This window comes from Janthinobacterium sp. NKUCC08_JDC (genome assembly GCF_019345575.1).
Lineage (GTDB): Bacteria > Pseudomonadota > Gammaproteobacteria > Burkholderiales > Burkholderiaceae_D > Janthinobacterium > Janthinobacterium aestuarii.
In genome coordinates, this window is the sequence record NZ_JAHKQW010000025.1 from 1 (window position 1) to 20,290 (window position 20,290).

At 55.7% G+C, this 20,290-nt stretch carries 17 protein-coding genes; 7 read left to right on the top strand and 10 right to left on the bottom strand.

Annotated elements, in window-relative coordinates:
- Window positions 1-164 precede the first annotated feature (164 nt).
- Window positions 165-710 (top strand): hypothetical protein, encoded by a 546-nt coding sequence (locus KO538_RS28470; RefSeq protein WP_139248277.1) that lies wholly within the window; start codon window positions 165-167, stop codon window positions 708-710.
- A 256-nt stretch (window positions 711-966) separates the two neighbouring features.
- Here the strand turns inward: KO538_RS28470 and KO538_RS28475 are convergent, their stop codons facing one another.
- Window positions 967-1,263 (bottom strand): hypothetical protein, encoded by a 297-nt coding sequence (locus tag KO538_RS28475; protein WP_139248276.1) that lies wholly within the window; start codon window positions 1,261-1,263, stop codon window positions 967-969.
- 353 nt (window positions 1,264-1,616) lie between these two features.
- Window positions 1,617-1,958 (bottom strand): hypothetical protein, encoded by a 342-nt coding sequence (locus KO538_RS28480; protein ID WP_219330375.1) that lies wholly within the window; start codon window positions 1,956-1,958, stop codon window positions 1,617-1,619.
- Between the two features lie 793 nt (window positions 1,959-2,751).
- On the opposite strand from KO538_RS28480, the gene KO538_RS28485 reads away from it, so the two are divergent.
- The 3 genes from KO538_RS28485 to KO538_RS28495 all read left to right on the top strand — a co-directional run bounded on the left by KO538_RS28485 (window position 2,752) and on the right by KO538_RS28495 (window position 4,891).
- A complete protein-coding gene (locus KO538_RS28485; protein WP_219330376.1) occupies window positions 2,752-3,054 on the top strand; it encodes an HNH endonuclease in 303 nt (100 codons plus the stop codon).
- Window positions 3,055-3,223: 169 nt separating this feature from the next.
- On the top strand, window positions 3,224-3,733 hold the full coding sequence (locus tag KO538_RS28490) for a MarR family winged helix-turn-helix transcriptional regulator (protein ID WP_219330379.1): 510 nt from the start codon (window positions 3,224-3,226) through the stop codon (window positions 3,731-3,733).
- A gap of 63 nt (window positions 3,734-3,796) precedes the next feature.
- Window positions 3,797-4,891: a S41 family peptidase gene (locus KO538_RS28495; RefSeq protein WP_219330380.1), complete on the top strand. Its 1,095-nt coding sequence runs from the start codon at window positions 3,797-3,799 to the stop codon at window positions 4,889-4,891.
- Between the two features lie 292 nt (window positions 4,892-5,183).
- On the opposite strand, the gene KO538_RS28500 is transcribed toward KO538_RS28495, so the two are convergent.
- Window positions 5,184-6,809, bottom strand: coding sequence for a tetratricopeptide repeat-containing response regulator (locus KO538_RS28500; RefSeq protein ID WP_034748563.1), 1,626 nt, complete (start codon window positions 6,807-6,809; stop codon window positions 5,184-5,186).
- 348 nt (window positions 6,810-7,157) lie between these two features.
- Between KO538_RS28500 and KO538_RS28505 the strand changes: the two genes are divergently transcribed.
- Both KO538_RS28505 and purL read left to right on the top strand, forming a co-directional pair.
- Window positions 7,158-8,222 (top strand): diguanylate cyclase, encoded by a 1,065-nt coding sequence (locus tag KO538_RS28505; protein WP_219330381.1) that lies wholly within the window; start codon window positions 7,158-7,160, stop codon window positions 8,220-8,222.
- Between the two features lie 193 nt (window positions 8,223-8,415).
- Window positions 8,416-12,465, top strand: a complete 4,050-nt coding sequence (gene purL / locus KO538_RS28510) for a phosphoribosylformylglycinamidine synthase (RefSeq protein ID WP_219330382.1) — start codon at window positions 8,416-8,418, stop codon at window positions 12,463-12,465.
- Window positions 12,466-12,580: 115 nt separating this feature from the next.
- On the opposite strand, the gene KO538_RS28515 is transcribed toward purL, so the two are convergent.
- Complete coding sequence (locus tag KO538_RS28515) at window positions 12,581-16,018, bottom strand: NACHT domain-containing NTPase (RefSeq protein WP_219330383.1); 3,438 nt, start codon at window positions 16,016-16,018, stop codon at window positions 12,581-12,583.
- A 648-nt stretch (window positions 16,019-16,666) separates the two neighbouring features.
- Here KO538_RS28515 and KO538_RS28520 point away from each other — a divergent pair.
- Window positions 16,667-17,122, top strand: coding sequence for a tellurite resistance TerB family protein (locus tag KO538_RS28520; protein ID WP_128139363.1), 456 nt, complete (start codon window positions 16,667-16,669; stop codon window positions 17,120-17,122).
- Window positions 17,123-17,154: 32 nt separating this feature from the next.
- On the opposite strand, the gene KO538_RS28525 is transcribed toward KO538_RS28520, so the two are convergent.
- From KO538_RS28525 to KO538_RS28550, 6 genes are all read right to left on the bottom strand, one after another.
- A complete protein-coding gene (locus KO538_RS28525) occupies window positions 17,155-17,679 on the bottom strand; it encodes a hypothetical protein (protein ID WP_219330384.1) in 525 nt (174 codons plus the stop codon).
- Between the two features lie 95 nt (window positions 17,680-17,774).
- A complete protein-coding gene (locus tag KO538_RS28530; RefSeq protein ID WP_219330385.1) occupies window positions 17,775-18,218 on the bottom strand; it encodes a hypothetical protein in 444 nt (147 codons plus the stop codon).
- Window positions 18,219-18,377: 159 nt separating this feature from the next.
- Window positions 18,378-18,770 carry a hypothetical protein gene (locus tag KO538_RS28535; RefSeq protein WP_051990938.1) on the bottom strand — a complete coding sequence of 131 codons (393 nt, stop codon included), beginning with the start codon at window positions 18,768-18,770 and terminating at the stop codon, window positions 18,378-18,380.
- A gap of 33 nt (window positions 18,771-18,803) precedes the next feature.
- Window positions 18,804-19,253 carry a hypothetical protein gene (locus KO538_RS28540; protein ID WP_219330386.1) on the bottom strand — a complete coding sequence of 150 codons (450 nt, stop codon included), beginning with the start codon at window positions 19,251-19,253 and terminating at the stop codon, window positions 18,804-18,806.
- Window positions 19,250-19,402 (bottom strand): hypothetical protein, encoded by a 153-nt coding sequence (locus tag KO538_RS28545; RefSeq protein WP_219330387.1) that lies wholly within the window; start codon window positions 19,400-19,402, stop codon window positions 19,250-19,252. The genes KO538_RS28540 and KO538_RS28545 overlap by 4 nt, the downstream gene beginning before the upstream one ends.
- A 36-nt stretch (window positions 19,403-19,438) precedes the next feature.
- The gene (locus KO538_RS28550) at window positions 19,439-20,173 is read right to left on the bottom strand and encodes a helix-turn-helix transcriptional regulator (protein WP_219330388.1); all 735 of its coding nucleotides are present in this window, start codon (window positions 20,171-20,173) and stop codon (window positions 19,439-19,441) included.
- Window positions 20,174-20,290: the final 117 nt, after the last annotated feature.

Sequence of the window (20,290 nt, forward strand, 5' to 3'; positions counted from 1 at the left end):
TTGTTGGGGGCGTGAGCCCTTTTTAACTTCGACTCGCACGTCGGGGAAAATCGGGGGCTTGCACGGAGCGGCCGCTCCCGATACAAAAACTCGGGTTTTCACACAGCCTGGCCCCGAAGCGGACCTTCAAAGTTCGTTTGCGGTCTGTTGAAATTGGCGTGGGATTGAAGCATTTGATCTCACGTATGCTTGAAGGCTGCCACAACCGGCATTCAAATGAATGCTTGCTCGCCGTGCTATGCTTTGCCCATGAAAACCGCACACATCGACGTTCGTCGGCACATCCCATACCAGGCCAGGGCTGCATGAAGAACGAGTACACTTTTGCGGCGCTGGCAAAGCAGGAAGTCGCGCCGGGACCGGATGCCGATGCGCTGTTTTTCAGCATGCTGGCGCCGGTCCTGCGCGGCGGCCCGCTGGTCGCATACGATTCGATGACCGACTTGCGGATGCAGTTGACGGCGCCAGCATATTACGTGGCCCACAAGCTGGTCGCACATGCCGGCAAGCGCGTTATCTTCCAGGGCCGTGTGGCGCAGGCCAGCGTCACTGAGCTGCTGGTATTTCTTGATGCGGCAGTGGCAAGTGGCGACCTGCGCCCCTTGCTGCTTGCGCCCGTGTTCGAAGGAACACCGGCGCAGGTGATACATATTGATGGAGATGTGCTGCACGTCTACGCTGCAATACCGGGGATAAAGCGGCAGGTCTGACCAATATCCTGCCGTCCTGATCGAGGACATGCTCAAGCAAAACCGCGGCGACTGACCGTCCGCTTTTGGTCTATTGTGTTGAAGAAGTCGATCGGCAACAATTTCGGGAGGTCTCAGACCTCCAAACAGTCGGAGATCGTTCAATAGCGGCGGTTCTGGCCAGTCTAGGCTGTCAGAATTTCTAGCTAAACGTCAACCTACCGCGTTTTTCAACACGATAGGCCGGTAGCAGGCGGTGGAGTAACCGAGGTTCATGTCAGGCTTCCAGAGGCTTGCCATCGATAAGTACGCGAAACCGTTCACCTGAAAACCCCGCCCGGTGGCTACCGTAAATGGCCTTCCCGATAGATTCATACCATTTGGAATCGGTGGCCTCGACAGAAACTGCCATGTCCGGGTTCTCGGCGGAGATTTTCTCAAGAGCTTCCGCGACCTCAGTTGTTGAATGTAGTTTGACGCCATTCAAGTCTACGCCACTATTATCGGAAATTCGCAAAACAATCATCTTGTCCAAATCGATGCTCCAGGAAGAAGGATGTTTCAGTTTTTGCATCGGCGAACGGCGGCTTCTGGCCGATCTCGGTCGAATTAGCGATGCAACTCGAGCACTACATCTTCAGGTCGAAACGCAACTAGCCATTGTGTAATACCGTGTGCATCACTGCATTCCAACTCGTAACCCGGAGGTGATGAGTAAATTTCAATGATGGTTGCGACGTCAGCGATTGCAGGCCGCCGAAGATTGAATGCATCAGAAAATGTGGCCTGTTGCACGTTGAATGCCACAATCTTAACTACATCGTATTGCATAAATTTCATAATTGAACCGATCATTGAACGGCTGCTCTTGGCCGGAGGCTGCCTAAAAGGCATCACCTAAGCATAGCGGACGCGCAGCCTCTCACTTTACAAGCGCCCGTCGTTAGTATCATGGATCGACGTACTCGGAAGCAGAAGCCTTGCCTCCCTCATTGGCGCACCAAACCGTAACACGGCGCCTGACGTTGACAGCACCACAACCCAGCCGCCCTTGATTGTTATTTGATCAAATGGATTGGATTGATCCGAAACAAACGTCCAAACAGGTTCATGATTTTGCAGCGATTCCAAAACGACTACGCCGATTGAGCCGTGTTCCGCAGCCTCTCCGCACTTGACTATGTACTGACCACCATACAGATCTTCTTGCGCCAGAATCGCGACATTGAGCCAACCGCCAAGCTCCTGTTTTTCATGTACTCTGGCCATCCAGGTTTCGTGCACTTCGTAGATGTCACCGTTGCTGCACACGAGGCCATTGTGGCTTCGCACCTCCTGGTTCCTCCACTTTATTGCCATCACTGTCATTGATTCCATATTTAGAAATGGGCGACTGCACGCCCCTGAATTAAACAACTTGTGTTCTTGCCCATCGCAAACTTATTCAACATCCGCTCTTGGCCAGATTCGGCATACGCAACTAGCCCTTTCTTTTGGTCTTTTCACGTTGCAAAATCGACCTGCATTCGTCTTCGGTTGGCACGTTTTTCTCAATCAGTATGGTATGCCAGCCACCACAATCAGGGTCAGGGCAGCCACACACAGTTGTTCGCACCGGGTGCTGGGTTAATCCATCGCGCTTCTGAATAGCATTAGTTCGTTCCTGACTCTTGATAAGGTGGACTAGCGCGCCTCGGCTCAAAAATTTTCCTGCCATGATTTTCCTCTAGGTGCTTGAACCCCACAAGACGTTAACGTTTGCAATGCCTGCTGTTGGCTACTGCCGTTGGCAATTCAAACCGGCGGGTCAATCCGCTGGATGCAGCACTTTACCCCAAATGGCTGGTCGCCTCATCACTTGGAGCATGTAAGCGGCCAGCGTAGCTTCTGCTTTGACCAGACGCCAGATGCCATGTCGCGCCGATCATGATGGCAGCTCCATCGCAGGCGCTCTGCCGCGGTTGCCTCGGTCGGATGTGATGGCCTCGCTGTGCCCCCTGGTCGTGTTGCGCCAGGAGCGAATGTTATAGTGGCGAAAATTTATTTACTGAAAGAAACTGCCATGAAAAACGATGCAACCACTCGCCCGCAAGCAAACCAGGCACCTGTCAGGCTCAGCAAAGGGGACTTTGTCACCGTACTGCGCAAGCTGCTGCAAGACGAAGCAAAGGCCGGCAAGTCCAGCGTGGACGTACGCGCTGCGAACCTGCACACCGAGGTTGGCGTTTATCCGGCGCGCGGCCACTCGATGCCGACCTGTTGCACGGTGATGTATGAAGAAATGCAGCCGGGTGACGAGATACTGCTGACGCCACCTGGCGGCAAGGGAGCTACGCTGCTGGTGCGGTATAAACTCCCGCGCTGATGCAGGCGCTGCAGTAGCAGCGAACTCATTGCCAAGTACCAATCGTCGCTAACTTATAACGTGCACAAGCAGGCGCTTCGCTGAGGCCACCTTGGTTGGATGGTGGCCCGCTTCACTAGTTTTCAAATATTTATATAAGCTCTTATATAAATAGTGCTACGATGGTTACATGAAACCAGGACTGGGCACGCAATTAAGACATCTCATCGAACTGCTCGACGGCGCGGTTGAGCAGGCCTACGTGGAAGCGGGGCTCGATTACCGGCCGCGCTACACGCCGGTGATGCGGGTGCTGGCCGAGCAGCCGAGCGCGACCATTGGGGAGCTGGCGGCCCTGGGCGGCCTCACGCAGCCCGCCGCGACCCAGACAGTGGCTTTGATGGTGAAGAAAGGCCTGTTGACGGTGGCCGCCGGCGGCGAAGACGGCAGGCAGCGCGTGGTGCGCCTCAGCGCCGCTGGCGCAGCGCTGCTGCCGCGCCTGCGGTTGTGCTGGCAGGCGACCAAATCCGCGGCCGACAGCCTCGATGCAGAGCTGGCGTTTCCCTTGTCCGACTGCCTCGCACAGGCGATCGCCGTACTCGAGACGCGCTCCTTCGGCGCGCGCATCCACGATGGCAGGCTGCGCCTGGATGCCCGCTCTGACGCAGCGACGACAACACCTGGCGAGAAACCTGAATGATGCCGCCACGCACACTTTTTCACACAACGATCAAACGTTTCGCAGTCCAACTTGGAGGAATGTATGTCAGGTAGAAAGAAGCTTGCCGCAGCAATCGTATTGGGCACGTTGTTGTCGTTGCACGCCTTTGCGGCGGAGGACACCGCGTTGAACGCGGCCGATCGCACGGCGATCGTGCAGACACTGGCAGTGAAAATGAACGCGAATTACATCGAGCCAGCGGTGGCCGAACGGGTCGGCATTGCGATTACCAGGAAAAATGCCGAAGGAGGCTATGCGACCGCCGCCAACGTGAAGGCCTTCAGTGCGGCGCTGGCGAAGGACTTGCGGGAATTGAGCGGTGACTTGCATTTCGGCGCCGCGTTTTACGAAGGTCTTCGTGAGCGCAGCGGTGCCGATGAACTGCCTAGCCGCGCCAAGATTGACGAATGGCGCGACCAGACCGCGCGGCGCGGCTATGACATCGAGAAGATCGAACGCCTTCCCGGCAACGTCGGCTACATCGAGCTGCGCGGCTTCGGCGGACCGGAATTCGTCGCTGCGGCGTACACGGCGGCGATGTCGCTCATGGCGGGGACGGATGCGCTGATCCTCGACCTGCGCCGCAACGGCGGCGGCAGCCCGGCCAGCGTGGCCTACCTGATGAGTCATTTCTTCCCGTTCGGCGACGAGCGTCACCTGATCGACATGTACGATCGCCCGACCGGTACGACGCGGCAGTTCTGGACCGTGAAGACGGTCGCACAGCGTTACGACAAGCCCGTGTACGTGCTGACCTCGGCCCGTACGTTTTCCGGCGGGGAGGATTTCTCCTATGGCATCCAGGCGCAGAAACGGGGGACGGTGGTCGGAGAAACCACCGGCGGCGGCTCCAATCCCGTGAGCTGGTACAACGTAGGGCAGGACATCATTGTCGCGATTCCGACCGCGCGCACGACCAATGCCGTCACCAAAACCAACTGGGAGCACGTCGGCGTGAAACCGGACATCGCCGTGCCGGCGGCACAGGCGCTGCAGACGGCGCATGTCGCCATCCTGCGCAACCTGGTGTCATCGGCCAAGGAGGGCAACGAGCGCAAGGAACTGCAGCGCGTGCTGGCGATGGCGGAGAAGGGGGAGTCCGATAAGCCGGTCTACACGCTCAGGGGCGAGCGTTGATATCCAAGGATAGTGCGTAGGTCGGATTAGCGGCGGCACGCCGCGTAATCCGACACTACTGAGCCAACAATGGCGTCGGATTACGCTACGCTAATCCGACCTACGTGTCCGACCTACTTGAATGATCGGAAATGGGCTGTGCGTTTTTGACGTCAACGCACGCCACGACGCCTCTGAAAACCGTCGCGAGCAAGCCCAATGTCGGGTTGAGTAGCGGAGCCGTACTTTAGTACGGCGAGCAACGCCGACCCGAGAGTGGGCTGCGCAGCAGGTTTGCAGTGCGTCCCTCAGCTCAGGTAGCAATACCATACTTGTGCTGCGTCGCCTCGTACTGCTGCTTGAGCGACTCCAGCTTCGGATGCTTGGGGTCGATCTTGCGGATCACCTGCATCTGGTGCTGCGCCTGTTCGGCCAGCGGGGCTTCCCAGCCCAGCATGTTGAGCTGGCGCAGGATGGCGTCGACGGAGGCGAACAGCACGGGCAGGTTGCCTGGGGTTTTGCGCAGGGCCTGGCGCAGCACGAAGACGGCTCCCTTGAGCTCTCCGCTTTCCGACTTGCTGGCCGCATCCTGCATCAGTTCCTGCACCTGGTTCGTGATCTGCTGGCCCATGCCTTGCGCCAGGTCGTGGCGGCCCGCTTTTTCAAAGACGTCGACGGCCGCTTCCATCGTCACGTCGCTATCGGCTTCGTTGACGAGTTTCATCATGACGTCGGACGCCGCCTGTTCCAGGTTGTTTTTCAGGCAGCTTTGCACGAGGCCCACCTTCAGCTGCGTCGACAGGCCGCGCGCCGTATCCAGCGCGGCGGCGGCCAGTTGCAGTTCGGTGGCGGCGGCGATGTCGTTGCCCGACAATTCATGCAGCATGGCGGCCGAGATGGCGCGGCACGCTTCCACGTTGGCGCCGCCGCGCAAGGAGCGCTCCATGTCGCGCAGCACGCCGCTCGCCTGCGGTGCATCGCCTTTCTTGACCAGCGTTTTGACCAGATTCACATGATCTTCGGGATCGCGGAATTCCGAGTATTTGGCTTTCGTCACCACCTGCTTGTAGGCTCGTTCGGCCGCGCCGATGTCGCCCGTGTCAAAGGCGATGCCGCCCAGGTGGCGCAAGCGGCGCACCATGTGCGGCGAGATGGCCACCGCGTCCTCGAGGATTTTCTTCGCCTGCAGCTGCTGGCCCATGGCTTCATGGTTTTGCGCCAGCAGGTCGTAGGCGGCCATGAAGCGGGGGTAGACCTCCACCAGTTCCAGCAGCGCGTCCTGCGCTTCCTCATGGCGCTGCTGTTCGAACAGGGTGCGCGCCAATCCCAGGTGGGCCCAGGCCATGGGGCGCGTGGCCAGCATGTCGGCGTACAGCTGTTCCGCTTCCTTCCACTCGTCCAGGGCGATGTGCAGCTCGGCGCGCAGGCGGGCGAAATCGGCCGCCAGGCGCGGGTGCTGCAGTTCGGCCGCGCGGCAGCTTTTCACGGCTTCGCGCAAGTCGCCCTTGTCGATCAGCTGATAGGTCGGCAGGAAAATGGCGCGCCGCTCGATGGCGCGCGCGATGCGTCCGCTCAGCACGTCGACGGTGAACGGTTTCAATATGTAGTCGGACGGAGTCAGTTCGGCCGCGCTGATCACTTTGCTGTGGATGGCTTCCGAGGTCAGCATGATGAAGATCGTCCACAGGCCGATCAGCTTATGGTGGCGCAAGTCTTCCAGCAATTGCTGGCCATCCTGGCCGTCCGTGCCGCTGCCAAGATCGTATTCGCACAGGATGATGTCGAACGGTTTCTTCGTCAGCAAGCGGATGGCCGTGCCGGCATTGACGGCATATTCCACCTTGGTGATGGCAGCCTGATTCAGCATATTGTGCAGATTGCCCCGCATGCTGGGGTTCGGGTCGACGATCAGGACAGATAAGTCGCTAGTTTCTGGCATTGTTCAGCTCTCGTTCATCTGTTCGGTCATTTGCGGGAACTCTTCTTATATGTCTCGGCCTGGCAGTATTGTTTTTTATCAGCATACTGCAAAGCTGCCCGGCACTGCCAGCAAAATGCGTGCAATCGGGCGTAGGGCAGGGTGCAAGGCGCATCCGGTGGCGCGCAGCGTTGTATTTCATGGCGCCGTTGTGCTGCGCGCCAGTGCCGGCGCCGCAAATTCCAGCACATAGTTGACTAGCATGATAGTATCCTAATTACAACTAATGTTGGATGCCGCACAATCTTGCGGCCAGGCATGCGCAAGGCTGTACCGGGCGCTTTTCTTCTTTCTGGTGTCGATACCCGTATGCGTGTTCCTGATCTTTCTTCCCTGCGCCGCGTTGCCGTTCCCCTCGCATTTGGCGGCAACAGCGAACAGCAGCATACCTATTTTGCGGAATTGCACCGGGTCGGCATGGTCACGCAAGTGCTGGGCATCATCGCCTTCAGCTTGACGTGGCTGCTGATGCCGCCCGCCTACCATCCGAACCTCACGCATGCCGTGCTGGCGCTGCTGGGCATGCTGATCAGCCTGGTCGTGCGCTACCGCTGTACCACCTTGCCCGTGCTGACGATTACCGGCGCCTGCGCCGTGCTGGCGCTGACTTTTGGCTTGCGCACCATGGCCGACGCCGTGCATCACGCCAGCTTCTGGGTCTTGCCGGTGGGCGTCTTCATGACCCTGGCCATCGCCTCCATCTTCAATGGCGGCCTCAGCTACCTGGCCGTCGTGGCCGGCGTGTGGTGGAACGTGGGCCACGGCCTGTATCCCGTCAACGCGGGCTTGCCCGACCAATCCTGGGCGCCCTTGATGATCGCCGTCAGCGTGCTGTTCGGGCTGGCACTGAATGTCAGCTTCAGTTTATTGCGCTTGCGTAACTATCACTCCAAGGTGGAGTTGACGCGGCTGGCCTTCCAGGACAGCCTGACGGGTTTGAACAACCGCCGCATGTTCACGCAGCGCGCCCAGCAGATGCATGGCGCAAGCCATGGCGGCATGCTGCATTTCCTGATGATCGACATCGACAATTTCAAGATCATCAACGACCAGCAGGGCCACGATGCGGGCGACGCGGTGCTCGTGCGCACGGCCGCCGTCATCGCGGACAAGGCGCAAGGCCATCTGTGCGGCCGCCTGGGCGGCGAGGAATTCGGCATCGTCTACGCGGGCGACCGGGATGACGCGCGCGCCTTTGCCGGCGCCCTGGTCGAGGCTGTCAGCCAGGCTTTCCTGGCAGCCCAGTTCGTGTCGATCAGCGTGGGCGTGGCCGAGCTGGACCGGAACAAGGACCTGGGCCACAGCTACCGGCTGGCCGACGAGGCCCTGTACCTGGCCAAGCGGCAAGGCAAGAACCGCTATGTGATCGCCTGATGACCGGCTGAGGGTGTTGTTGCAGTGTCAAAAACTGCCGCTGTGCTGGGCAAAACGGTGGCAAAGGGCCAAGTTCCGGTCATAAGGCAGGGGTAAAACGGGTATAATGCGCGCAAAGGAAATTTGCCGTACGAAAGATATTGTCATACCTACCTTTAACCCGCAGCCACGCTGCATCAACCACCTTCCAATCATGTTGATACTGCCGGGTTCCAATGCCCTGTCCCATTTCCGTAGCCACCGTCTGTTAAGCCAACTGCAAGCCGTCTCGCCTGCGATTGTTGCCGTACAAGCACGCTATGTCCATTTCATCGATGCCAGCGCGCCTCTCACCAACGACGACAGCACGCGCCTTGGCGCCTTGCTGACGTATGGCGAGCCGGCCCAGGCTGACAATACGGAAGGCGCTGCCGAAGAATTCTTTGTCATCCCCCGTTTCGGCACGATCTCGCCGTGGGCCTCGAAAGCCACCGACATCGCGCACAACTGCGGCATGGCGCACATCAAGCGCGTCGAACGCGGCATCGCTTTCCGCATCAACCTGAAATCGGGCATCCTGGGCAGCGCCATCGGCGCCGGCAAATTGACGGACGAGCAGGTACAAGCCGTGGCCGACCTGCTGCACGACCGCATGACGGAATCCGTGCTGCGCAGCGCCGACGACGCCAAGGACCTGTTCCGCACCCTGGAAGCGCGCCCGCTCGAATCGATCGATTTGCTGGGGCAGGGCAAGGCCGCGCTGGAAACGGCGAACACGGAACTGGGCCTGGCGATGTCGGAAGACGAAATCGACTACCTGGACGCGGCCTTCACCAAGGCCGGCCGCAACCCGACGGACGTGGAGCTGATGATGTTCGCGCAGGCGAACAGCGAGCATTGCCGCCACAAGATATTCAACGCCGACTGGACCATCGACGGCGTGGCGCAACCGAAGTCGCTGTTCGGCATGATCAAAAACACGCACGAACTGCAGCCGAAGGGCACCGTCGTCGCCTACAGCGACAATTCCTCGATCATGGAAGGTGCGACCGTATCGCGCTTCTACCCGCGCGGTGACAAGCACGAATACGCGGCGTCGACGGAACTGACGCACACCCTGATGAAGGTGGAAACGCATAACCACCCGACGGCGATTTCTCCATTCCCTGGCGCCTCCACGGGCGCGGGCGGCGAGATCCGCGACGAAGGCGCGACGGGGCGCGGCGCCAAGCCAAAAGCTGGCCTGACCGGCTTCACCGTCTCGAATTTGTCGCTGCCGGACGCCGTGCGCAGCTGGGAAACGGCCGCTTCCGTGACGGCGCCGCTGGCTGGCCGCGCGGATGCGGACCAATACGGCAATCAATATGGCAAACCCGAACGCATCGCTTCGCCGCTGCAAATCATGATCGAAGGCCCATTGGGCGGCGCCGCGTTCTCGAACGAATTCGGCCGTCCCGTATTGGGCGGCTACTTCCGCACGTATGAACAGAACGTCGGTACAGATAAAGACGCCGTGTTCGGCTACCACAAGCCGATCATGATCGCTGGCGGCATCGGCAATATCTCGGCACAGCACACGCACAAGAACGACATCCCCGTCGGCAGCCTGCTGGTGCAGCTCGGTGGCCCGGGCATGCGCATCGGCATGGGTGGCAGCGCCGCCTCGTCGATGACCACCGGCAGCAACACGGCCGACCTGGACTTCGATTCCGTCCAGCGCGGCAACCCTGAAATGGAACGCCGTGCCCAGGAAGTCATCAACGCCTGCTGGCAAATGGGGCTTGACAATCCGATCATCTCTATCCACGACGTGGGGGCGGGCGGCTTGTCGAACGCGTTCCCGGAAATCACCAACGACGCCAAGCGCGGCGCGATTTTCGACCTGCGCAAGGTGCCGCTGGAAGAATCGGGCATGGCGCCGAAGGAAATCTGGAGCAATGAGTCGCAGGAACGCTACGTTCTCGCCATCGCGCCGGAAAGCCTGCCACTGTTCAAAGCCATGTGCGAACGCGAACGCTGCCTGTTCGCCGCCGTGGGTGTGGCCACCGAAGAGCGTCAACTGAAACTGATCGACACGGAACTCGGTAACGAACCGGTGGACATGCCGATGGACGTCTTGCTGGGCAAGCCGCCGAAGATGCAGCGCGACGTGGTCCACGTGGCCAACGATTTCCCTGCCATCGACCTGACGGGCATGGATTTGAAGGACGTAGCGCAAAAAGTGCTGCTGCTGCCGACCGTGGCCGACAAATCGTTCCTGATCACCATCGGCGACCGCAGCGTGGGCGGCATGACCGTGCGCGACCAGATGGTGGGACCGTGGCAAGTGCCGGTGGCCGATTGCGCCGTCACCACCATGAGCTTCGAAGGCTACCTGGGCGAAGCGATGGCCATGGGAGAACGCACGCCGCTGGCCGTCATCGACGCCGCCGCCTCGGGCCGCATGGCCGTGGGCGAAGCCGTCACCAACATCGCCGCCGCAGCAATCAGCGATATCTCCGACATCAAATTGTCCGCCAACTGGATGGCCGCCTGCGGCCAGCCTGGCCAGGACGCGGCCCTGTACGACACGGTAAAAGCCGTGGGCATGGAACTGTGCCCAGCGCTGGGCATCAGCATCCCGGTCGGCAAGGATTCGCTGTCGATGCGCACGACGTGGAAAGACGACAGCACGGGCGCGGCGAAATCCGTCACGTCGCCGGTGTCCCTGATCGTCTCCTCGTTCGCGCCAGTGACGGACGTGCGCAAGTCGCTCACGCCGCAGCTGAAAACGGACAAGGGCGACACGTCTTTGATCCTGATCGACCTGGGCCGCGGCAAGAACCGCCTGGGCGCCTCGGCGCTGGCGCAAGTCATGGGCCAGCTGGGCAACGCCACGCCGGATGTCGACAGCGCGGAAGACCTGAAAGGCTTCTTCGCCGCCATCCAGAAATTGAACAGCGACGACAAGCTGCTGGCCTACCATGACCGTTCGGACGGCGGCCTGTACGCCACGCTGACGGAAATGGCCTTCGCCGGCCACACGGGCATGTCCGTCAACCTGGACATGCTGACGATGGAAGGCGAGCATTCGAGCGACTGGGGCGACGCCAAGAACTGGGCCGGCCAGGTAGCGGAACGCCGCAACGAACTGACCCTGCGCGCCTTGTTCAGCGAAGAGCTGGGCGCCGTGATCCAGGTGCGCGCGGAAGAAAAATCGCTCGTCATGGACGTGCTGCGCACCTTCAACCTGGGCGCCTGCAGCCATATCATCGGCAAATTGAACGACCGCGACGTGATCGAATTCACGCGCGATGCCAAGCTGATTTACACCCAGCCACGCGCCGAACTGCACCGCCTGTGGAGCGAAACGAGCTGGCGCATCGCCCGCCTGCGCGACAATCCTGCCTGCGCGGACGCCGAATACGACCGCCTGCTGGACGTGCAAGACCCGGGCATGTCGCCGATCGTCACCTTCGATCAGAACGACAACATCGCCGCGCCATTCATCGCCACCGGCGTGCGCCCGCGTGTCGCCATCCTGCGCGAGCAGGGCGTCAACTCGCATATCGAGACGGCCTACGTGATGCACCAGGCAGGCTTCACGGCCGTCGACGTGCACATGAGCGACCTGATTGCGGGCCGCGTGAAACTGGACGACTTCCAGGGCGTCATCGCCGTGGGCGGCTTCTCGTACGGCGACGTGCTGGGCGCCGGCGAAGGCTGGGCGAAAACGATTCTGTTCAATGCCAGCCTGGCGGAACAGTTCGCGCGCTTCTTCAACCGCACGGACAGCTTCGGCCTGGGTATCTGCAACGGCTGCCAGATGATGAGCAATTTGAAATCCATCATCCCTGGCGCCCACGCCTGGCCCAAGTTCACGCGCAACAAGTCGGAGAAATTCGAAGGCCGCTTTGCCATGGTCGAAGTGATGGATTCCCCATCGATCTTCTTCAACGGCATGGCCGGCACCCAAGCCGGCATCGCCATCGCCCACGGCGAAGGCTACGCCGACTTCTCGCAAACGGGCGACATCACCCAAGTCACCAAAGCCATGCGCTTTGTCGACAACAAGGGCGCCGCCACCGAAGCGTATCCATACAACCCGAACGGCTCGCCGGAAGGCATCACCTCCGTGACCACGCCAGACGGCCGCTTCACGGTGCTGATGCCGCATGCTGAGCGCGTGTTCCGCAGCGTGCAGCAGTCCTACCACCCTGAAGCGTGGGGCGAGGATTCGCCGTGGATGCGCATGTTCAGGAATGCACGGAAGTTTGTGGGGTAATTCAGCTATTTTCGGCGCGGCGCCTTGGTTCAGGGCGCTGCTGCTGGGGTGGGAATGAGAAAGCCGCTGTCGGGAGACAGCGGCTTTTTTGATTGGTATTATTATATTGTTTGGGTTATTTATTTTTATTTTTTCTTGCGCTTATTTCATAATGAAAAATCTTATCATGACGGGGCCAGCCGGCAGCAATTAATATTTCTTGAAGTTGCGAATCTTTTCTTGAGATAAGATCTGCCATTTCATTTTCTGAATTTTTAATTCCAAGATGAATATTTCGTGTGTAAAGTGCAAAATTAATCAAAGAATTTTCAATTTTCTTTGATTTTTCAATCAGTGGTGCTAGGGGAGATTTTTGCGGCTCGTTATAGCCATCTCTGTTCCATATCCAAATATCAAATAAAATAAGCCAAGCGCAAAAATATATGTCATCAATGTCAATTTCAACTGAATCCATTCTGATCGAAAGTCTTTCCCACTCAGCCTTGTCAAGATACTTGCTAATTATTGGTGGTAAATTTTCATTTAATGTATTTATTAATGCCTCTCGCCAGTGAGGGAACTCTGTAATTTCGAAACAATCTTCAATAGATCCAATAAATAATGATGAGAAAATAGAGGATGATTGCAGCATTCTCCAATATGATTCAGGTGCATTATTAATTTTATTTGGAAAGGAATTTTTTATTATTTTAAGTTCAAAATCTTCCTCATTTTCCCTTTTTTGATGCGGAATATCAAAAATAACTTCATTTATTCCAAGGCTTTCTGCTTTGTGATCCAATTCCAGCTTTACGATCATCGAAAAATCAAGAGATGAACTAGTTTTCTCTTTAAGGAAGTAGCCCTTTTTTGCAGCACTCTGAAAATGTTTTTTTATTGTTTTTTCTTTTTCAAAGTCTTTATGTATTCCTCTATTCTGGCTTAGTGAATTAATTAACGATTTTTTAAGATCATCATGGATTGATGAACATGATATGGCGATAGCTGTTAGGTTTTGTCCATGATCATGGTGAGGGCCACTTCCTGGCGTAGATAAAAGAGTTATTTCTCTGATGAGAAGTTTTTTTGCCATGCTAGTATCATCAAGAATTCCGGAGAGACATAACCCAATAACTGATGCTGCGTTTGACTCCGAACGAATAAGAGCCCACTTTGTATGTATCGCATTGAATTTATCGCAATTTTTTCTTGAGTTTAATTTTTTTGATGGGGAAAATATTAAAGATTGCAGTAGTTCGATTTCCTTTGCGTTATTTTTTGATTCTATAATGCTAGATTTCTGTGCGGCTGACAATTGAGGCAATCTAATTGCCGCTCGAATAAGTGACAGAGCTATTTTTTGTTGCTCTGAAGAGTTTATAAATATTTCATCAAATATTGACAATACAATATTTGCGTTTAATTTATCTTTTGTCATCCAATTGGATAGCGTACGTTCAATTAATCGAATATCATTAGTATCTTTTAAAGATAGAAGGGTGACTAATGTTTGTTTTATTATGTCAACTGCTTTGTCTTCTGCGGGCTCAATTGCATCTCTCAATAATCCTATTAATAATAATATAGCATCTCTACTATTTTCAGATTTTTGCTTCGATAGTATTTTTTCAATGAAGAAAACTTGAGCGCTAGTTGATTTCAAACTCGCAACCAATAGTCGAACCACCTCCCTCCATCTTGGATTTTGCAAATCACCTTCAAGTTCATCCCAGATCGTTTGTGTGCCACCCGTTTCCCCAAATGTAGATAAGTGAGTGGCACAAAGATACTCTTGAAAAGTAAGGTGAATAAAACTGTACAATTCATCGCCTGCTTCAATTATAAGGCCGGCTGAATTTTTAATAAAATCTAAAAATACTTCTGCTTGATCTTCGGCCGCTTGATCATTTTCTCGAATCTTTTCATTATCGTTGATGTATTTTGTTAGGAATTCGATCATTTCCTTCTTTGCTGCAATAGCTCTTCCTTGGTCGGCCAAGCTCTTCTTATGCATCCAGTATGCGATAGCTTCAACTCTTAGCCGATTCCTTCGCTCAATTCGTCCTTTAACTATGTCATCATCTCTTCGTTTTGCTTTGTACCAAGTATTTAATAAGGTTTCAGTACATTTTTGGTATAGAACAACTCTCTGATCTGGCAGCACAGCATCAATTCTATGAACTAGCGTAACAATTGTTAGGAGGAGTGGATTCCCAGCAAGGGTTCGAATAGATTCATTATCTGCATGTTTTATAACTCTTATCAAATCTGAGGAATTTCTATTTCTTTCTATTTCATCAATTATTCTTATTGAATACCAGTCTTGTATGAATTTTTCAATTTCACTTTCACGTAGTTTTGCCATCCTAAAGTGATCGTATTTAGAGTCAAATCTTATTTCTGCTTCATAGCCTACTAATCGAGACGTGATAATAATAGTATTTTCTGGATAGTTGTCAGTGAATGACTCAATTCTTTGGCGGGCTATTGATTTGTAGTCGCCACTTGGAAGCTCATCTAATCCGTCAAATAATATTATTGATTGACCACTTTCTATATAATATTCATAAAAATATTTATCTAATGAACTCATGCTGAAGTCTGCTTTTGCCACCTCTAAAATATAGTCTAGAAGAGGAAGATTTTTTCTGACTTTAAGTTCATCAGCATATCTGCGCAGAGTTATAAATATGGGTAGCCGATTGTCAATAGAGAATTCACATCTGCTTTGTAATACTTTATTTGTTCCAACTAATGCTAAAAAAGCTAGCATGGTTGACTTCCCCGAGCCTGGATCTCCGAGAATGACGGTTTTTGATCCAGCGGCTAAGAATTTTGTTGGATTAATTCTTGGAGTTTCATCATTTTCGTCAACTGATCGTTCAGGAACTACTGAAAGTGGAATGTAAATATTTTCTAACGGAATTCTTTGCGATGCTTCTTCTTTGTATACTGACATTCCTACAAATTCGATTTTCCCGTACCTTTTTCTCATGTTTTCATCATATTGAAATCTAATTTCGTCAATGCTTTTCTTTCTAATTATTCCTGAGGGAACTAGAGAAGGATAGTAGAAAAGACAGAGATGTTGATTTTGTAGAAATAGCGACTGTAGTTTGCTATGTCCAAAATGTTCAATTTCAAATCTGTTTTTATACTCTTCGCTCAGATTTTCAAACCACTCAACATCACCACCGCCACTTTTTCTACCTGAATTTATTAAGTCATCTGGAGTTACAAGAACCCATTTTTCTAACTTTAATTTTTTTGACCTTGTTGTTGCATTCTCTAAAGATGATTTTATTTCTTGACGGTGTTTGTCACTAAAAGGAGAGCTGAAAAACTTATACTGATAGCCTGTTACATCTTTGCTTTTTTGCTTTCTAGAGTAACTATCAAGCCCCTCATAATCTCCTGCTGAGTCATTGAATAAATTAAATTGAATATTATTTTGCTTTGCGTCATTAAATAAAAGTAGCCCAACAATGCGACCAAATTCTTTTCCTCCCTCACTTCCCGCTGCAAGTATTTTGCTAAGCGTTGGAACTGCTGGTAAATGCATGCCTGATGTCATCCTAATTTCCTTTGTCATTTTTTCTTAATATGTCTTATGGTTATGATGTTGGTTTTTGTAATTTTTTTAAAAATTTCAGATTATTAACCTTTGAATAGGACTAGGGGGTGTCCACCTAAGTTTGTTAAAATTGCAAGTGATGAGCGTGAAGAATTTAGGAATTTAGAATTTTTTGATAGATTGTTGACAAATGGTTCTAGCCAAGAGTTAAAGATGCATAGCAGCATAAGGGGTGATGTCCGTTTATAGGTTCAGGGCCAAGGCGATAGGTCGCTACTAATGATAGCCATGTGCATTGGAAGCTGGCTCGCCCCTGATATGAATGATGAACGTCAATGTGCAAATCATTAGCAGTCGCTTGCCCATCACTACCTTGCTGTGCGGGAAAAAGTAATTTCATGCTGCCATGGAGTTACTTATTTTTCAACTGCAAATAAGTTAATTTTATTTGATCTGTTTTTTTTGTGGTATTTTTGTATGTTGGCGAGAAGCGGACTGTACTTCCCCAAAAGTAGAAACTGGGGTTTGGCCATGCTGTCGTCGGAGGCAAAGCGTCCCCCACCGCTTGCATTCCAGCCCCGCGCCCTCAGCTAGGTGAGAGTGGTAGCCTGTAGCGCTGCCTCATTCGAACCAACCAGGAGAACCAATATGAGTTTCGATTCCTTTCTGTCCAAACTGAAGACCAAAGCCAGCGAACTGAAAACCGAAGCACTGAAGTACAAGAACAAGGATTTCCTGAACGCCGCGATGGCGGGATCGGCCCTGATCGCCATGGCGGACGGCAGCGTCAGTGCGGAAGAGAAGCAGAAGATGGTGAAGTTTATTGAAAGCAATGATGCGCTGTCCGTGTTTACTACCACGGACGTGATCAAGGCTTTCCAGGACTATGTCGGCCAGCTGGAGTTCGACAAGGATATCGGCGAGGCCAAGGCGTATCAGGCGCTGGGCAAGATGAAGTCGAATGTGGACGCGTCGCGCTTGCTGGTGCGCATGATTATCGCTGTCGCTTCATCGGATGGTAATTTCGACGCCAATGAGCAGCGCGTGGCCAGCAAGATCGCGCGCGAACTGGGCTTGAATCCAGGCGAGTTCGAACTGCAGTAACTTTTAAGCCAGCCGGCCACGGCTGGCCAGATTTAACTCTTGTCCCACCACGGCGGCGTGCCCGACGACCAGGGGCACGCCGTTTGCACTTCGCTGATCCTGTAGCGGATCTCGATCACTTGCCCATGGTGAAACGGACCGCGTCTCCAGTCGCCGGAATCAAAGACGTAGCTTTTGCCCTTGATGCAGTGTTGGTTCGGATTGTTGCCAATGGGGCCGGTCGAGTGCAGGGTGACGCGCACTTCGCCGTTGGCGTCCAGCGGGACGTCGCCACCCATGAAGAGGGGATCCGAGCCGACGTCGCAGACAGTGGTGCTGCCTATTTTGCTGCAGTGCTTGATATACGTTTGCTGGCGCGCATTAGCCAGGTAATCGTCATGCCGCATCGGCTTGCCGTCGTCATAGGTAAAGCGCAGGACGACTTGCGTGGGCTCGCTGGCCGGATGGCGCGTGGTGCTGGTGCACGCGGCGCTGACCAGGGCCAGCAAGGGCCAAGCGAGCAGGCGCAGGCCGCCGCGCAGCACGGTGAATATCGGATTACTGCGAGGTGTCTGCATTGCGCTCCATGGGCCGTTGCCATTCGTTTAAGGAATTTGGCGGCGATGATAGCACGCGATGGCAGCGCCTGTGCCTGCCGCGCCCGTGCGCCGCCTCAACGCGACGCCAGGCCGATGTTTTGCACGTGGGGAGGCACGATGCCGCCGCTCGATACCTTCTGCGACGGTACCACCATGACCAGTTCGCCATCGACGCTGCCGTCATCGTTATGGTTGATGCGCACCTTCATCTGGCGGTCCAGCGCGACGAAGGCGTTGCGGTCGGTGGCGACGATGCGGTGTTCTTCCTGTTTGCCGATACGCGCATACTTTTCAGCGCCGGCGAGGCGCAGTTCCAGGGTGTCGCCATTCGACAGATCATAGACGCCGACGAATTTCTTGAAATCCCGGCGCATCATGTAGCGCGGGTGTTCGGGCACATCGATGCGCAGCATGTTGCCCGGCACGGTGACAGTGTGCTCGGGCGGCAGGGTTTGCGCGATGGCTGCCGTGCTGGCGGTAGCGAGGCACAGCAGCGTGCCCAGGATGATGGTTTTCATGTTGTTGTCCTCGTTGGTTGATGGCCTCTGGCGCGTGATGCGGGTGGGGATGGGGCAGGAACCAGTCTAGGCACAGGTTTGGCGCTGCGCATCGTTCATTCGGTGGAGACGGCCTTGATATTTTGCGTGGTAGGCCATCGCATGGCGGTGGTTTATGCACTAGCGCGCAGCGTGATTCATTTCTTGCAGCACCTTCTTGCATAGCTCGCCGTATCCCACGCCAGTGCCGTGTTTGTGTGCGGCCAAGTCATATCTGGCGCTGATGTCGTCCCAGGCCACGCTGCCGGGCAGCGGGCACAAGGCATCGTCGAGATCCATTTCGAAGTGGATGAAGTGGCCGTCGGCACTCAGCAGCTTGCCGTACACGGCGGGCATGCCGGGGTAGGCCAGCCGCAGGTCGAGCATAAGGGCCGCGCTCAGCGCCACGCCATGGCTGGCCGCGTACTGGCACAGGGCGTCGGGCAGGGGGCGGGCGCGCCACCAGGCCGCCGTCTGTTTGATGGCGGCCAGGGTCTGCGCGTTTTGTTGTTGGACAGAATACTGTCTGCTCATGGCTGCCACCCATGCTGAAGGGGACTTGCTGCCTTAGCGCGATGCCAGGCCCATGCTTTGCACGTGGGCCGGCACGATGTCGCCGCTGGCCAGTTTTTCGGCCGGCACCAGCATCAGCACTTCGCCGCCCACGCTGCCATCGTCGCGCAAGTCGATGCGCATGGCCAGCTGCCGGTCCAGCGCCACGAAGCTGTTGTTGTCGGTGGCGACGATACGGTGTTCTTCCTGGTTGTCGATGCGCGCATACATGATGGCGCCGATGCTGCTTGCATTGCGCAGGTAGAGCACTTGCCCGTTCGCCAGCTCATAGCCGCCGCGGAACGGGGCAAACCTTTCCGCGGTCATGAAATGTCTTTGTGCCGGCAGTTCGATCGTCTGCAGGCGTCCGCCTGGAATGACGACGGTCTGGCTGTCAGGAAGCGACTGTGCATTTGCCAGCAGGGCGCAGACGCCCAGAGTGCCGGCCAAGATCCATGTTTTCATTTTCCTACCCATCCTTGAACTTTGGTGCCGTCCGCTGCCGGCGCGGCGATATTGTTGTCGATACCAGGGAAACCGAAGCGGTTGTCCGCACGCGCCGTGGTGACACTGGCAAGGAGCGGGTGACCGGTCTTGCCAGTGTAGGCAGGCAAGTTGTCCTGTACATCATCCGATCGGATGAGACAGCCTCATGCGTCGAGCACGGCCAGGTGCGCCGTTGCGCCATGGATCAGCGCGATCAGCTCGCCCTGGCGCCGCGTGTCCGTCTTTAAATAGGTGTGGTGCAGATGCGTCTTGACGGTGTTGACGCTGATGCCGCTGCGCGCGGCAATTTCCTCAATGGTGGCCCCTTGCGCCAGTTCCTTGCCCACCAGTGCTTCGGCTTGCGTCAAGTCGAACAGCTGGCGCAAGGCGGGGACGGAGGTGCTCGCCTGTGTGGGATCGCGTGCAATCAGCAGTGCGCATGGCGGTTGGCAGGCGGCGAGCAGGGTGACGGTCAGGGCCAGCGGCGTTTGCTGCTTGCGCGCCAGGCGCAGCGACTGGCATTGCGGCGCGCTGCCGGCGCTGGCGATGACGAGGTGCACGGCACGCACGAGGGCCGGCGGTACGCCGTGTGCCAGCTGCGCCGTATGCAGAGCGTGGCCGGCGGGCGTGGCGAAGCGCAGCCCGAGGCCCGCGTCGAGTACCAGCACGGCGGCACCCATGGCGTCGAGCGCCGCCAGCGCGCAGCGGCTGGCCAGTTGCGCCTCGCGCAGGCGCTGCTGCAAGCACAGGGCCCGCTGCAGATGCGGCAAAAGTTCCTGCCATTGCCGGCTGTTCAGGGCGGCGCTGTCGAGCTGCGGCCAGTCGTCCGTGCCGCAAGCCGTCTCGTACAAGGCGGCAATCAGTTTGCCCACATCCGCGCTTATTGTAGCTGTGCCCATGCTTGTCCCCATAGCCTGATTAGATCAGCGTGCCGCAGGCGTGCAGGTGCGGAACTGGGTAAGGGCGGTGTTGCGCAGCGGCCAGCCCCTCCGTTGTGAGGAGGGGGTGGCCGCCGC

What these genes read in the sequence shown, in the direction of transcription:
- KO538_RS28475 (WP_139248276.1), bottom strand. Translation starts at nt 1,263, where the DNA reads ATGCAAAAACTGAAACATCCTTCTTCCTGGAGCATCGATTTGGACAAG.
- KO538_RS28480 (WP_219330375.1), bottom strand. Translation starts at nt 1,958, where the DNA reads ATGGCCAGAGTACATGAAAAACAGGAGCTTGGCGGTTGGCTCAATGTC.
- KO538_RS28485 (WP_219330376.1), top strand. Translation starts at nt 2,752, where the DNA reads ATGAAAAACGATGCAACCACTCGCCCGCAAGCAAACCAGGCACCTGTC.
- KO538_RS28490 (WP_219330379.1), top strand. Translation starts at nt 3,224, where the DNA reads ATGAAACCAGGACTGGGCACGCAATTAAGACATCTCATCGAACTGCTC.
- KO538_RS28495 (WP_219330380.1), top strand. Translation starts at nt 3,797, where the DNA reads ATGTCAGGTAGAAAGAAGCTTGCCGCAGCAATCGTATTGGGCACGTTG.
- KO538_RS28500 (WP_034748563.1), bottom strand. Translation starts at nt 6,809, where the DNA reads ATGCCAGAAACTAGCGACTTATCTGTCCTGATCGTCGACCCGAACCCC.
- KO538_RS28505 (WP_219330381.1), top strand. Translation starts at nt 7,158, where the DNA reads ATGCGTGTTCCTGATCTTTCTTCCCTGCGCCGCGTTGCCGTTCCCCTC.
- purL (WP_219330382.1), top strand. Translation starts at nt 8,416, where the DNA reads ATGTTGATACTGCCGGGTTCCAATGCCCTGTCCCATTTCCGTAGCCAC.
- KO538_RS28515 (WP_219330383.1), bottom strand. Translation starts at nt 16,018, where the DNA reads ATGACATCAGGCATGCATTTACCAGCAGTTCCAACGCTTAGCAAAATA.
- KO538_RS28520 (WP_128139363.1), top strand. Translation starts at nt 16,667, where the DNA reads ATGAGTTTCGATTCCTTTCTGTCCAAACTGAAGACCAAAGCCAGCGAA.
- KO538_RS28525 (WP_219330384.1), bottom strand. Translation starts at nt 17,679, where the DNA reads ATGCAGACACCTCGCAGTAATCCGATATTCACCGTGCTGCGCGGCGGC.
- KO538_RS28530 (WP_219330385.1), bottom strand. Translation starts at nt 18,218, where the DNA reads ATGAAAACCATCATCCTGGGCACGCTGCTGTGCCTCGCTACCGCCAGC.
- KO538_RS28535 (WP_051990938.1), bottom strand. Translation starts at nt 18,770, where the DNA reads ATGAGCAGACAGTATTCTGTCCAACAACAAAACGCGCAGACCCTGGCC.
- KO538_RS28540 (WP_219330386.1), bottom strand. Translation starts at nt 19,253, where the DNA reads ATGAAAACATGGATCTTGGCCGGCACTCTGGGCGTCTGCGCCCTGCTG.
- KO538_RS28550 (WP_219330388.1), bottom strand. Translation starts at nt 20,173, where the DNA reads ATGGGCACAGCTACAATAAGCGCGGATGTGGGCAAACTGATTGCCGCC.